Raw genomic sequence first — 14,301 nt, 5'->3', positions numbered from 1 at the left:
TTGTTAGTCTTATCGTTTTTGATCCATTTTGTGATTTTGTGACGAATCGAAGTATTTTTTCTTTTTTGACATTTATATTATTTATATCATGCGATTTATAATCCCTGCAATAGTTCCATTCGTAGTCGCTTGTAGCAGATACTTCTGTCAAAGCCTTTCCAAAATTGATGGTCCCATGGATAAACATTGTTCTCTCCTCATTGGGTGCGAGCGTAGTGATCAGAAAGATCTCGTATCTGTCGCATTGTTCGAGTGAGTCGGACTGTTGAGTGCATGCAACTCCATGCCGGTTCATCGTGCTGGTGCACTAGAGTTGCGCTAGTCGTGAGTGAGGCGACCGCCGCGATGCGCCATCGACATGTTGATGGCATAGGAGGCCGGCGATCTCTTCCCGGGTAAGTTCGCGTCCAGAATCAGCGCCTTTGCATCGCCAAAGTTCGGGCTCAGTTCAAGCAGTTCATCGGACGACCGGACGTACCACATCCTGTAGGGCATCAGGAAAGCGGGTAGGGCTGCCGGGGAATCAAAGCCGCAGCCTACAGCGTCGTAGTCGAAACCTGAAAAAACGATGAAAGTACGCGGGGTGTCGAATCTGTAGCAATGGCCCTCGAATGCATAGCCATAAGCCAGCACTATGGAGTGTTCCGCTGCGGACTGCCCCTGGTTGCCGGTGAACAACTGGACGCGCAGTCCGGTGTTGGGCACGTTGCCAACGCTAAACGTTGCGTAGTCCGTATCGCTGTTCAGCTTGACCCCATAAAGAATGATTGAATCCGGGTGGTATACGGGTTTCATCGGAGGGGCTGGTACTGTCTCGTCTACCATCTCAATCTCCTTGATCTCTAGAGGATGATTTCACGCCACTTCATGCAGTCTTCGAGCTGCGTCACATAGGGTCGTGCCCGGCCCGTCTGGGCCGTGTCGAGGAAGGCGTTTGCCGCCGTTTCGAAGGTCAGGCCGTCGGGTTCCAGATAGGCCCAGGAGCGGACCAGGCTTTCGCCGACAATGTCGCGGGCTTCCTGCAGCGCGGCCTTGCTCGCGAAGTGCCTCGGCTCGTAGTCGGCGCGGGTTTCGCTCAGGCTGGTCTCGATCAGGTCCGAGGCCATCTGCCGGCGGAGGTTGCTGTAGAGCCTTGGATCTATCTCCGACAGGCCGCGGTCGAACAGTAGCGTCTGGTAGATCTCCACGACACAATCGAACAGGCCCGCCGCGAAGGGTTTTGAACGGTCATGGACCTCGTCGCTGACGTCCCGCTGCCGGAGCGAGTTGCTGAACGACCTGATCTGCCGTTCGTCGCTCAGTTCGGCAAAGCGGTCGAGTTCGTTGTTGATCAGGAGATTGCCGTTCGTGCGGCGCAGGATCCGGTCGATGGCCGTGTCGAAATGGAGAAGCCCGAGCAGGGAGACAAAGTCGGCGACCGCCTCGTGGTAGGCGAAGAAATCGGTGCCCCGGCCGTCTCCAAGGAGAAGGCCAAGCTCGCTTAACAGGACCAGATGGCCCATCTCGTGGGCGACGGAATCGAAGTTGAGCGCGAAGGACGACGCCGTCCTTGTCGGTTCGCTTTCCCCAAGTTCGAGGAAGCCGAAGCCCGACTGTGCATTGTCGAAGTCGAGAATGCGCGGGACGATCTCCAGACGCGCGATGGTCGGCTCGAAGAACCAGCGGATCCGTCGGCCGACGTAGCCCTCGCAGACGTCCAGAACCCGCCGCGCGCAGGCATAGCTGTGCGCCGACAGAAATGCCGGCATGCCCGGGACGATATGATCGAAATGACCGTCCGGCCCGGGCTCGGCGGGCGCCCGGACGCTGCCCGAATAAGGCGGCAGGACTGGAAATGCATAGGGTTGCTTGGGTTCGACAGGATCGATGACGTACATGCGATCGTCGGATGGGCCCGCCAGGATCCTGCCGGCGGCCGGCGTGAGCCAGACGACTTCCGGCTTCTCGTAGCCGCTGACATAGGGCGGTTGCGGGAAGACCAGGAATCGCGTGCCGAGGGATGGCTCGGCCCTTCCGCCAAGTCCCGCCTCAGGTCTTAGAGCGATGGTGTCCAATATTTCCCCCATCGCTCAATCTCTCATGAGGTGGAAAAATTGTCACTATACTTGGCTTATCGCGTGTGACGCAGGACACAGTCGAGAAGACCTGAGTATTGAAGGTCCGAAGCCAGTGCTTCCGTCAGCTCAAAATCCTGATATTGCTGATCTTTATCCAGTAATCCCGTCTTTTTCGACAGGGCGGAGAGCAAACTGATCGCATCCGCCTTCTTCTGGTGCACGACACCTTGGGAAATCCAGTCTTGAAGGCCGCGCAGGGCGGTTCCATCCGCCTCATCCAGTCCTTTGCCGGAAAGGATCCGGTCGTAGGTGCGATCGGTGAAGTGGAGCGCGCGGGCTGCCTCCTCCAGGCCCAGGCGCAGCTCCCGGTGGATCACGCCTTCGCGCTCGGCCTTCCTCAATGTCAGCCGGATGTCGACAAGGGCTTCGCCGAGCGCACGGGAACCGAGTTCGGGCGGCGCCATCGGCACGGCCACGTCGGCGTCGTCCGCAAGCGGCGTGCGCCGGTACCATCGGTAGACGAAGCCGTGACCGACCATTCCGCACTCGTCCAGTTCGGCGGCGCGGATGGCTCCCATGCTGGAGGCGCCGAAGACCCGGACGCCGGCTGCCATGGCCCACAGTATCTCCTTGTGCCGCACGGCGGGCCGCTGGGCGAAGACGCCGTCCACGATGACGATCGCGCGCGGCGCGTGATCGATCACCGCGCGGGCGACGTCCCCCTGGGAAACAGGGGGCAGGTAGAGGGCATCGAGATGCGACCGCGCCTCACCGGCGCTGAGGGTGGGTCCCAGGAAGACGACGATCCTATTGTTCATCGTAGAGTTCCGGATTGGTCTGCAGGGGCGGCGCCACAATTCTCACCACGTGGAGGGGGATGCTTTCGTCGGAATGGAGGACCACGGCGATCACCGCCGCCGCGCCTGCCGACTTCAGGGCGTGCAGGGCCGCCTCCAGGGCGCTCCCCGAACTGCAGTCCTCCGGCGCGTCGCAATAGGGCAATGCGGACTTCGACAGAGACTCGCGCCAGGCGACCATCTCGCGCCGGTCTGATGGCTGGTAGAGGTGGCCGCTCACGTCTTCGCGTGCCGAGGAAATGACGCCGAGACGCGACTGACAGGCCTCCAGCAGGGCCTTGGAGAGTGCGCGATCATGAGTGAGGTCGCAGCCGAACCCGGCGGCGGGAAGGGGAGCGAGCGGAGCGTGGCCTGCGCCTTCCATCACGTGGCACCAGTAGATGGGGAGGTCGTGCCCGGCGGGGACGGTCCAGGCGCCGACCGCAAAGCCTGCACCCGCAAGGCGTCCCATCACCTCGCCGGCCTTGCCCGAGCGTATGGCTTCCGTGTCGATCTGGAAGCGATCGAAGAAGTGCGGCGTTGCCATCGCCATGCAGTGCGCGTGGCGCTCCAGTATCTCGAAGCAGGCGTGCGCCATTGCCTGCTGCAGGCTGGTTCCCGCCGCCAGCCCGGTCGTGTCGCGGGCAAAGCCGTGCGGATGGGGCGAGGGAACGATGTAGGCGGTGTCGACCAAGGCGAGCGGCACGGGGCGCGGCGCGGCCGACAGCAGATCCCAGCCGTCGATCCACGAAAGATCGGCGTGACTTTCGCGAACGGATGGCGGCAAGTGGGACCAGATACCGTCCCCGTCCGTCTCCCCAAGTTCGGCCATCCATGCGCGATCAGCCGCGATGCGTTCGGAGGCCCATCCCTCGAGCGATTCCATGAGACCGGAAATCGCGGCCGCCGCGTAAGTGAGCCCCTTTCCCATATTGACCGCCACCGACCGCGAGGCCGGGCGTATCACCTGGACGACCTCGATTCCCGCGCGGTCGAGCCCGGTGACCGATCCGAGCCTGGTAATGCCGAATTCCCGCCTGCGCGCAAGAATGCGCCGGACCGTCTCCCAGGTTTCGGGTTGGGGCGAAAGCGGCCGGTGCAGGAGCTGTTCCAGATTTCGCAGATGCTGCAACGGCGCCTCCATCGCCCGGCCTCAGCGGATATGGTGTTGCAGATCATGCCTGGCGCGCCCCGCGAGCCAAAGGGCCCCCTGCGCCTCGGCCGTCTGAACGGCCCGCTTGAGGTCTGCCTTGACCTCGGCCGGCCTTGCCCCCAGCAATTGCCTCAATGCCGCCCTCCGCCGGTACAGCTCGGCAAGCCAGAACCTCTGTCCGCTCTTGCGCCCACCCGCTATCGCGTCGTCGATGAGGGCCAGCGCCTGTCTCGGCCGACCCGACCGCTCCAGGATCTGGGACTGCATATCGATATGAATCGACAGGTTTTCGTCGGTCCCGATCTGTTTCTGGAGGGCAAGGCCCTCGTCGAAGCGCCTGGTGCCGCAATCGATCGAGTCGGCCATTGCCTCGGCCCAGCCGCAATAAAGATTGGCGCGAGCCTGGCTTGCGACCAGGCCATGTCGCTCCGCCAGCGAGAGCATCTGTTCGCCGAGCGCGTGGACGTCCTCGTACTTGCCCTGGCATCGACGAAGGACGATGGCGTAGTAAAGCGCATGGACGAGGCTGCCGACGTGGTCTAGCGAGGTGGCGTATTCCAGGGACAGGCTGATCGCCTTTTCGCTCGCGTCGGCCTGGTCGATGATGAGATGGGACAGCGCGCTCTCGCCCAGCCCGCAAACCTTTGCGTCATGGCCGCCGAAGAAAGCCCTGTTCCTTACTGCCCGATCCGCATCGTAGAGTTCCAGGCCCTTCTCGACGCAGTCCAGGCAAAAGCCGTGCTCGCCGGCATGGAAGCCCGTGGCCCAGGCGCAGTGGTAGGACTGGAGCCTCGTCTCCGGGTTGTTCACTGTCATCATGTCCTCGACCAGGATGCGGGCCCGTGACTGCTGGGTCCGGATATCAGGCGCCGTGAACCACCATCCCCAGTAGGTTGGAAAGTGGGCTTCCCTCGTTGCTGTCTGATGCCGCCTGACGAGTTGCATCGCGCGCGAATATGTCCTGCGTGCCCTCTCCGATCCTTCGCCTTCCAAAGCTGTCGCAACCACGCCCTGGAGCTGCAACATGCCCAGGATCAGTTCGGGGCGATCCGGGTGCCGTCTCGACAGGGATGCGACTTCCCTGTTGCAGAGGTCCAGCGATATCGCCGCTTCCTTCATGGCCGAGCGAAGGACGCATGCCTCAGCCGCCGTCAGCGCGAACCGAGCGGCATCGTCATGCCTGCCGGCCTCAGCGCATTGCCACGCCGCGATCGCGTCGGGCAGGGGCGGCACGAACTTCTCGACCAGCAGCTTGGCGATCCGCATGTGGATTTTTCGCCGATCGCTCTTCAGGAGGCTGCTATAGGCGGCCTCTTGCAGGAGCACATGGCGGAACTGGTAGGTGTCGGACTGGGTGGAGGATGGTTCGATGATGCCATGAGAGGTGAGGACTTTCAGGTCGAGGTCCAATCCAGATCGGTCCGCTCCATCGAGAAGATTGGCGAGCAATCCGATCGTGAATTCCCGTCCGATGACGCTTGCAAACTGCGCCACGCGGCGGGCCGCCCCGGCTCCCGCAAGCCTCGAGGATAGCAGGTCGTTCAACGACGACACGCCACCTTCCAGGAGGAGTTCCTTCCACTCCGAAACAGGTTGGCCCGACGCGTGCTTTGCTCGGAAGAAATGCGCGAGTTCCTCGGCGTAGAGAGGCATGCCGTCACACCGGTCCAGTATGAAGTCGGACAGCCCGGCGGGAGGTGGCCCATCCCATATCGACGTTACGAGATCGCGGATCGCAGCGGCCGGAAGGCCCGTCAGCGCCAGCCTCGTCGCGTTCGCTTCGACGCGGGCAACCCGCGAGGTCTGAATGACGAGGATAGGCAAGGTGACCGCGAGCGCACACAGGCTGTCCAGCAATTCCAAGGTCATCTCGTCGGCCCAGTGGACATCTTCGAAGACGATCAGGACAGGACCGGACGACGCAGCAGAGCACAGCAGTCGAACCGCCGCATCGATCACCTGTCCGCGGAAGGCGCGGCCGGTCAGGTCGGCGACCAGGATGTTTCCCGCCGTCGCGCCCGATCTCTCCGCGGTAAACGCTCCGATGATTTCGGCTGCTTCCGCGTCGATTTCCATGCCGGCCGCCTGGAGTGCTTCCCGAAGGGGGCCACCGCTGCCGCCCTTCAGAACACGTTCTTCAACCATGGTTTCCAGGAACCCGATGAACGGATGAAACGGCTGGCCTTCAAAGCGTTTGTTGCATTGGAAGGACAAACCGCTGCCATCGATGCTCCGGCGAAGTTCCGCGACAAGCCTCGACTTTCCAATGCCGGCCTCGCCGACAATGGCGAACGACCCTCCGGTTTTGCCCCGTGCGGCGTTCCAGGCATCGACCAGGGTCGCCAGTTCCTCGTCGCGGCCCATCATGGCCTGGCCATCATTGCGCGCCAGTCGAACCGGACCGGGGCCGCGCAGTTTGGATTCGGGGCGCCACAGGGTTACGTTCGACCCGAAGCCCTTCAGTTTGGCTTCGCCGACCCGGCTATATTCGAATTTGCCGCGGGTGAGTTCGAAGGTGCTGTCCGCAACCAGTACCGAATTCGGTTCCGCCTCGGCCTGCAGACGCGAGGCCAGTATGGGGGCCGTTCCGACGATCTCGTCGGTTTCGGACGAAAACACTACGAGGCCCGTTGCTATCCCGATGCGCAACCTGAGGGTCTCTTCCGATTTCCGGTTCCGCTTCGACGTGGACTGGATCAGCTCAAGCGCCGCCTCGACCGCATTTTCGGCAGCATCCTCGGCCTGCTTGGGATACCCGAAATAGCAGCACCCTCCATCTCCCAGCCTCTTGTGCAGAAATCCGCCACGCCTGGCGACGATCGCTTCGGCTGTGTGATGGAGTGCGGTGACGGAACGGAAGAACTGTTCCGGATCGCCTCGAACCAGAATCTCGGTGGAACCGACAATGTCATAGAATAGAGCGGTCACCTGTCGCCGCTCACCTGCAAGCCGCATCTGCGTGTTGAGGCTCTTCATTGCGCGTGTCGCCCCACTTCAGGAAGCCAAGCCAACCACACTTGGCGCAACCTAAGCAAGCGGTTCGTGATCTAAGTCTAAATTACTGTCGCAACTTTTCGGCGATCGCCGTTTTGCGGCAGCCCAGGGTGGAAGCAAGAATAGAATTGAAACTGTGGTAGAGGAATTTACTGATGGCTCATCGCCGATTTCATCGTCGGATGACGATGGCTTGACCTTTCGAGAACGTTCACCGTGTTCAGGTCGCGTCGACACTGGCGGCTGGGTCGTCAGGCACATAGCCAGGAATGACGCAATCCAACACTTCATCAGGTTCCGAATGTCAGCCCGCTCCCTTCAATCTGGTGCAGCCTGTCAGCCAATGCGGCCCGCTTCTGCTTCCACTTGTCCACTAAACTCCTTCTAGTCCCTGTTTTAACCGGAACTACGGGCGTTGGGTCGCGATCGCAGGTTTGGTGGTTTTCGCTGCCCAATGGCGCATTTTCGAAGGGCCCAAGATGAAATTAGATTCTGTTCGAGCGAAATCGAAACATCATTTCCAATATTAATCTATAAAAAAGATATAATTTCTGTATTAAGTCGCGCCGCGGCTTACGATCGGTGCCGGCATCGGATGCGACAGGGCAAGGCGCCTCGTCACGATTGCACAGGCACATGAAGAATGACGCAGCTCACCTATGCCTGGGGCTCCGCCCCGGGAAACGACTATGAGGCCTTGTCGGCTCCCTTCCGTCCGATCTTCGAGGATATCGCGAAGGAGGCAGCGCGACGGGATCAGGAGCGGGACCTCCCTCACGCAGCCATCCGCAAGCTGAAGGAGGCCGGCTTCGGGGCCGTGCGACTTCCGCGCGAGAATGGCGGCCGGGGAGCTTCCTTGCCGCAGTTCTTCAACCTGCTGATCGAGCTGTCCGAAGCGGATTCCAACGTAACGCAGGCCTTGCGCGCCCATTTCGGCTTTACCGAGGATATCCTCAATTCCCGTTCGCCGGACCGCCGTGCCATCTGGTTCGAGCGCATCGCCCGTGGAGAAATCGTCGGCAGCGCGTGGAGCGAGATCGGCGAAGGGGCAGCGCTTTCCCGGTTTTCCACCCAGGTCGCGGAAAAGAACGGCAAGCTCGTTCTCAACGGCGCGAAGTACTACACGACCGGTTCGCTGTTTGCCGACTGGATCGATGTCGGGGCGTCGGACGCTGAAGGCGAGGGGATCTCGGTCGCCGTGAGGCGCAATGCGGACGGTGTCGAGGTGATCGACGACTGGGACGGCTTCGGCCAGGTGCTGACCGCGAGCGGCACGGCAACGTTCCGCGATGTCGCCATTGCTCCGGACCAGGTCGTGGTCGATGACGACCGCTTCAAATACAGTGCCGCCTTCTACCAGCTGGTGCATCTGGCGACTCTCGCGGGGATCGGGCGCGCGATCACCAATGATGTGGCGAAGGCGGTTGCCGAGCGCAAGCGCACCTATACGCATGCTGCCGCATCTGTTTCCAGCCGGGATCCGCAGGTGCTGCAGGTGGTCGGCCGCATACGCGCAGCAGCCTACGCGGCGAGCGCAATCGTGCTTCAGGCCGCAAACAGTCTGGAACGCGCGTTCGAAACGCACTTCTCCAGAGACCCGGAAGCGGAGGAGACGGCGAATGCCCTTGCCGAGCTGGAGACTGCCCAGGCGCAAACCGTCGTTTCCGACCTGATTCTCGACGCCTCGACCCTCCTCTTCGACGCACTCGGCGCTTCCGCGACCAAGAAGCCGGCCGGCCTCGACAGGCACTGGCGCAATGCCCGGACCCTCGCGTCCCATAACCCCCGTATCTACAAGCACCGCATCATCGGTGACTTCGCCGTCAACGGCACCCCGCCGCCCTATCAGTGGCGGATCGGCGCAAGCGGAGGATGAGGCGATGATCAGGCTCGAAGGCATCACGAAGAGCTTCGCCGGCAAGGACGGACCAGTCGTCGCGCTCGACCGCATCGATCTCTCGGTGGCGAAAGGCGAGATCTTCGGCATCATCGGCTCATCGGGCGCGGGCAAGTCGACGCTCGTGCGGTTGATCAATCTGCTGGAGCGTCCGACCGGCGGTGATGTCTTCGTCGGTGGCGAACGGGTGACGGACGCCAAGGGCGAGCGGCTGCAGAACCTGCGCCGGTCGATCGGCATGGTGTTCCAGCATTTCAACCTGCTGAGCGCCCGCACGGTCGCCGGAAACGTCGCCTATCCGCTGGAGCTCACAGGGCAGTTCGGAAAGCTCGAAATTGCTGAGCGCGTGGCAGCGCTGCTCGCGCGCGTCGGCCTCACCGAACATGCCCAGAAGTATCCGCGCCAGCTTTCCGGCGGCCAGAAGCAGCGCGTCGGCATCGCCCGGGCGCTTGCCTGCGAGCCGAAGGTTCTCCTTTGCGACGAGGCAACGAGTGCTCTCGACCCGCAGACGACGGGCGCCGTGCTCGATTTGCTTCGAGAGATCAACCGCGAGCTCGGCGTGACGATTGTCCTGATCACCCACGAGATGGACGTGATCCGGCGTACCTGCGACCGCATCGCGGTGCTCGATGGCGGCAATGTCGTCGAACAGGGCACGGTCGCCGACGTCTTTCTCCACCCGCGTCATCCGGCCACGCTGAGGCTCGTTCGCGAGGCCGAACCCGATGGCGGCTTGCCGGATAGTGCGACAGCGATTGATCTCGCCGGCCGGACCGCGCGGCTGACCTTCACGGGGGCGACGGCGCACAAGCCGATCCTCGGGCGGATCGCCCGGGAAAACCTGGTTGACTACAGCATTCTCGCCGGTCGCGTGGGGCACATCCGGGACATGCCCTATGCCCAGTTCATCGTCTCCCTGAGCGGACGCGATGTTGCGGGAGCGATCGCCGGCCTGCGCGCAAGCGGCGTCGATGTCGAGCTTCAGGGCGGTGTGCCTGCGGATGAACTCGCTGCCGCTTCTAAGCAGCTTTCGGAAAGGTCGCTCCATGTCGTTTGACAATCTCTATTGGGGCGACATCGGTGCGGCGCTCGGCCAGACACTGGCCATGGTCGGGGGAGCCCTGGCTCTGACCGTCCTGGTCGGCCTCCCGCTCGGCATCCTGCTTTACCTCACCGGACGCCAGCAGCTTTTTCAGGCACCGGTCGCCTATGGCAGCCTTTCCTTCGTGCTGAACATAATCCGGTCGGTACCGTTCATCGTCCTGCTGATCGTTCTGATGCCGGTGACGGTCATCGTCACGGGAACATCACTCGGCATCCGGGGCGTGATCTTTCCGCTCGTCGTCGGTACGTCGCCCTTCTTTGCGCGGCTTGTCGAGACGGCGCTGCGCGAGGTCGACAGGGGCATCATAGAGGCGAGCCTCGCCATGGGCGCCTCGACCTCGCAGACGATCCTGCGCGCCGTCCTGCCGGAAGCTCTGCCCAGCCTGCTTGCCGGCGTGACCGTCACCGCGATCGTGCTCGTGGACTACACGGCCATGTCCGGCGCCATCGGCGGCGGCGGCCTCGGCGATCTCGCCATCCGCTACGGATACCACCGGTTCCAGACGGAGATCATGCTGGTCTGCGTCGCGATCCTCATCGTGTTCGTTCAACTCATCCAGGCGGGCGGCAACCGCCTCGTCATCCACTTTTCCCGCAAATGAACAGCAGTCGGAGGACCCAAATGCGCATCCTTAGAACACTCACCATCGCGGCCGGCCTGGCTCTTGCAGCCATCGGATCCGCCAAGGCCGACGAGACGCTGGTCGTTGGCGCCACCGCAATCCCGCATGCCGAGATCCTCGAATTCGTGAAGCCGATCCTGGCCAAGGACGGGCTCGACCTCGATGTTCGGGTGTTCACGGACTACATCCAGCCGAACGCCCAGCTCGTTTCCGGCGAACTCGACGCCAATTACTACCAGTACAGGCCGTTCCTCAACGACTACAACAAGCAGCGCGGCACGGATCTTGTTCCGATCGTTCCCGTCCATATCGAGCCCTTCGTTGCCTATTCGACAAAGATCGACTCGATCGACAAGCTTGAGGATGGCGCGACCGTCGCGATCCCGAACGATCCGGTCAATGGCGGGCGCGGCCTGCTGCTCTTGCAGAAGCTCGGCCTGATCAAGGTTTCCGGCAAACCGGAACTGACCTCGCCGGAAGACCCGCTGCCAACGGTGAAGGATATCGTCGAGAACCCGAAGAACCTGAAGATCGTCGAACTGGAATCGGCCCTTCTGCCGCGCGCGCTGGGTGAGGTGGATCTCGCGGCGCTGAACGGCAACTACGTGTTCGAGGCCAAGCTCGACATCTCCAAGTCGCTGCTGATCGATCGTGGCCAGGATGGCTACAATGTCTGGAGCGAGTATCTCGTTACGCGTCCCGAAACCAAGGATGATCCGCGCGTCGCCAAGCTTGCCAAGGTGCTCAACAGTGCCGAGACGCGCGCGTTCATCGAAGATCACTACAAGGGCCAGGTCATCGCCGCCTTCTGACGAATAGCCTCCCAAGGCTGGCCGGGCCGCTGTCCATGACGCGGTCCGGCCGTTTTTCTTCCCGATCGAGAAACGATGAGATCATGACGCAAACCAAAGTCGCCGCGACAAGCTTTCCTTCCACCCCGGCTCCCGGCCAGCCCGGCTGGGTGCCGAGCGCGCCGTCCGCGCCGGCGCACGTGATCGCCGGCGAGGCCGAAGCGCTTGCAGTGGCCGAACGCCTGCAGCCGTTATTTGCCGCCGAGGCGAAGGAGAGGGATCGTGAGCGGCGCCTTCCTTTCGCGGAAGTCAATCTCTTCTCGCAAAGCGGATTGTGGGGGATCACCATTCCGAAGGCCTATGGCGGGGCCGAGGTCTCCCAGGTGACCCTTGCGAAGGTTTTCGCGACACTCGCGGCCGGCGACCCTTCACTGACACAGATCGCCCAGAACAGCTTCGAGATCATCGATGTCATCCGCCAGACCGGGAGCGAGGCGCAGAAGCGCGAACTGTTTGGCGCCGTCCTTTCGGGCAAGCGCCTTGGCAACGCTTTTTCGGAGTTCGGCGGCAAGAACGTCGAAGCCTTCGAGACGAAGTTGGTCCGCAACGGTGAGAATTTCACCGTGACGGGCCGAAAATTCTATTCCACCGGCGCGCTCTTTGCCCATCTTGTACCGATCGTGGCTCTCGACGAGGAGGGGCATGTCGTCGTCGCGGTTGCCGATCGTGACGCCTCGGGCCTTGAGGTCGTCAACGACTGGTCGGCCTTCGGCCAGCGCACCACGGCGAGCGGAACCGTGATACTGGACGCGGTGCCGATCCCGCAAAGCCGGGTTCTGCCCGCCCACATCGTCTACGAGAACCAGAGTGCGGTGGGGCCTCAGAGCCAGCTTATCCATGCGGCGATCGATGCCGGGATCGCGCGGGGCGCGATCGAAGAGACCATCGATCTCGTGCGCAATCATGCCCGGCCATGGATCGACAGCGGCGCGGACAGGGCAGGCGACGATCCCTACACGATTGCCGCGATCGGCGATCTCAAGATCCGCCTGCATGCCGCGGAAGCCCTGCTCGAGCGGGCCGGCCGGCAGCTCGACGAAACCATTGCCGAGGTCAATGACGAGACGATCGCCAAGGCGAAGATTGCCGTGGCCGAGGCGAAGGTTCTGACGACCGAGGTGGCGCTTGCCGCAGCAAACAAGCTGTTCGAGCTCGCCGGCACGCGTTCGACGCTCGGCATGCACAATCTCGATCGCTTCTGGCGTGATGCCCGCACGCATACGCTTCATGATCCCGTGCGCTGGAAATTCCATGCGATCGGCCAGTACTATCTGAACGGCGTCCAACCGCCGCTGCATTCCTGGATCTGACAGGGTGCATTTCGAACGCTGTCCGTGAGTTCGCGCATGCCAAAAGAAATTCTCCTCAACGCGTTCAACATGAACTGCGTCGGTCACATCAATCACGGTCTGTGGACCCATCCGCGCGATCGGTCTGACCAGTATCACAGGCTCGACTACTGGACGTCGCTCGCGGCGACCCTGGAGCGCGGTCTGTTCGACGGCCTGTTCCTGGCGGACATCGTCGGCGTCTACGACGTCTACCAGCAGTCCGTGGACCTGACGTTGAAGGAATCGATCCAGCTTCCTGTCAACGATCCGTTGATGCTGGTTTCCGCAATGGCCGCGGTCACCAAAGGACTGGGCTTTGGCGTCACCGTGAACGTGCATGCCGAGGAGCCGTATATTTTCGCGCGCCGCATGTCGACGCTGGACCACCTGACGGAGGGCCGCATCGGCTGGAACATCGTCACCGGCTATCTCGACAGTGCGGCCCGTGCCGTGGGCCAAGCAGCGCTCGGCGAACACGACACGCGCTACGATCGCGCGGACGAATGTCTCGATCTGCTCTATGCGCTTTGGGAAGGCAGCTGGGACGACAAGGCCGTGCTGCGTGACCGGAATGCGAGGGTCTATGCGGATCCGCGGCTTGTGCGAAAGATAAGGCACGAGGGCAAATACTACCGCGCCGAAGGCTATCACCTCAGCGAACCGTCGCGCCAGCGCACGCCCGTCCTATACCAGGCAGGCACCTCCGGCCGCGGCAGGCAGTTCGCTGCCCGGCACGCCGAATGCGTATTCATCTCTTCGCCGGATACAACCCTGGCACGGACCGCTTCGCGTGCGATCCGGCAAGGGGCGGTTGCGCAAGGTAGGCGAGCGGAGGACGTACAGATCTTTGCCGGCGTCACCGTCGTGGTTGACAGGACGGAAAACGCCGCGCGGGAGAAATACGAGGACTATGTTCGCTATGCGAGCCCGGAGGCGGGCCTCGCCCACTTTTCGGCCGGCACGGGCATCGACTTTTCGCAATACGACCTCGATGAGAAGATCACCTACGGCAAGGGCAACTTCGTTCAGTCCTCGGTCGATCTCGCGCGCGAACGCGGCTGGACGAAGCGCAGCATCCTTTCCGACCTGGCGATTGGCGGACGGTACCCGCTGATCGTGGGCGATCCGGCACAGGTGGCCGATGCACTTGAGGAATGGGTCGACAAGGGGGAGATCGATGGCTTCAATCTCGCCCGCACAGTGACGCCGGAAAGCTACGAGGATTTCATCGATCTCGTCGTTCCAGTGCTGCAGGAACGCGGCCGATACAAGACCGCCTACGCGAAAGGGAGCCTCCGCAACCGGTTGTTCGGGGAAGGCGACCGTCTGCCGGACCGTCATCCCGGCGCGCGTTTCAGGCCCGGCGCGGCCGCCGCGAGCAGTTCGCTCGAATACGAACGGTAGAGGCGCGTTCAATACTTCTTCCAAGGCGTCGGGTCTTGTCTGGTACAATGT

Annotated in this window: 11 protein-coding genes; 6 read left to right on the top strand and 5 right to left on the bottom strand. The window is 62.3% G+C overall.

The genetic code is table 11. The features are described from left to right. Window positions 1-318: 318 nt before the first annotated feature. From F3Y30_RS00690 to F3Y30_RS00670, 5 genes are read right to left on the bottom strand one after another with little or no spacing between them, the layout of a single operon-like run. Window positions 319-825, bottom strand: a complete 507-nt coding sequence (locus tag F3Y30_RS00690; RefSeq protein WP_203424695.1) for a hypothetical protein — start codon at window positions 823-825, stop codon at window positions 319-321. Window positions 826-842: 17 nt separating this feature from the next. Next, on the bottom strand, window positions 843-2,066 hold the full coding sequence (locus F3Y30_RS00685; protein ID WP_203424694.1) for a hypothetical protein: 1,224 nt from the start codon (window positions 2,064-2,066) through the stop codon (window positions 843-845). A 44-nt stretch (window positions 2,067-2,110) separates the two neighbouring features. Then, window positions 2,111-2,875, bottom strand: a complete 765-nt coding sequence (locus tag F3Y30_RS00680) for a TfuA-like protein (RefSeq protein ID WP_203424693.1) — start codon at window positions 2,873-2,875, stop codon at window positions 2,111-2,113. Beyond that, window positions 2,865-4,025, bottom strand: coding sequence for a YcaO-like family protein (locus F3Y30_RS00675; RefSeq protein WP_348649859.1), 1,161 nt, complete (start codon window positions 4,023-4,025; stop codon window positions 2,865-2,867). Before F3Y30_RS00675 ends, F3Y30_RS00680 begins: the two co-directional genes overlap by 11 nt. 21 nt (window positions 4,026-4,046) lie before the next feature. After that, the gene (locus F3Y30_RS00670) at window positions 4,047-7,022 is read right to left on the bottom strand and encodes an adenylate/guanylate cyclase domain-containing protein (protein WP_203424691.1); all 2,976 of its coding nucleotides are present in this window, start codon (window positions 7,020-7,022) and stop codon (window positions 4,047-4,049) included. A 661-nt stretch (window positions 7,023-7,683) separates the two neighbouring features. Here F3Y30_RS00670 and F3Y30_RS00665 point away from each other — a divergent pair. The 6 genes from F3Y30_RS00665 (at window position 7,684) to F3Y30_RS00640 (ending at window position 14,250) form a co-directional block, all read left to right on the top strand. Continuing rightward, window positions 7,684-8,916 carry an acyl-CoA dehydrogenase family protein gene (locus tag F3Y30_RS00665; RefSeq protein ID WP_203424690.1) on the top strand — a complete coding sequence of 411 codons (1,233 nt, stop codon included), beginning with the start codon at window positions 7,684-7,686 and terminating at the stop codon, window positions 8,914-8,916. 4 nt (window positions 8,917-8,920) lie between these two features. Beyond that, window positions 8,921-9,994, top strand: a complete 1,074-nt coding sequence (locus F3Y30_RS00660) for an ATP-binding cassette domain-containing protein (protein ID WP_203424689.1) — start codon at window positions 8,921-8,923, stop codon at window positions 9,992-9,994. Continuing rightward, the gene (locus F3Y30_RS00655; protein WP_203424688.1) at window positions 9,984-10,643 is read left to right on the top strand and encodes a methionine ABC transporter permease; all 660 of its coding nucleotides are present in this window, start codon (window positions 9,984-9,986) and stop codon (window positions 10,641-10,643) included. Before F3Y30_RS00660 ends, F3Y30_RS00655 begins: the two co-directional genes overlap by 11 nt. A gap of 20 nt (window positions 10,644-10,663) precedes the next feature. Continuing rightward, window positions 10,664-11,476 carry a MetQ/NlpA family ABC transporter substrate-binding protein gene (locus tag F3Y30_RS00650; protein ID WP_210350381.1) on the top strand — a complete coding sequence of 271 codons (813 nt, stop codon included), beginning with the start codon at window positions 10,664-10,666 and terminating at the stop codon, window positions 11,474-11,476. An 83-nt stretch (window positions 11,477-11,559) separates the two neighbouring features. Further along, entirely contained in the window at window positions 11,560-12,825 is a 1,266-nt protein-coding gene (locus F3Y30_RS00645; protein ID WP_203424687.1) for an SfnB family sulfur acquisition oxidoreductase, read from the top strand. Window positions 12,826-12,861: 36 nt separating this feature from the next. Continuing rightward, entirely contained in the window at window positions 12,862-14,250 is a 1,389-nt protein-coding gene (locus tag F3Y30_RS00640) for an LLM class flavin-dependent oxidoreductase (RefSeq protein WP_203424686.1), read from the top strand. Window positions 14,251-14,301: the final 51 nt, after the last annotated feature.

The sequence above is a fragment of the Sinorhizobium sp. BG8 genome (genome assembly GCF_016864555.1).
Lineage (GTDB): Bacteria > Pseudomonadota > Alphaproteobacteria > Rhizobiales > Rhizobiaceae > BG8.
This window is presented reverse-complemented; position numbering and strand designations above follow the sequence as displayed.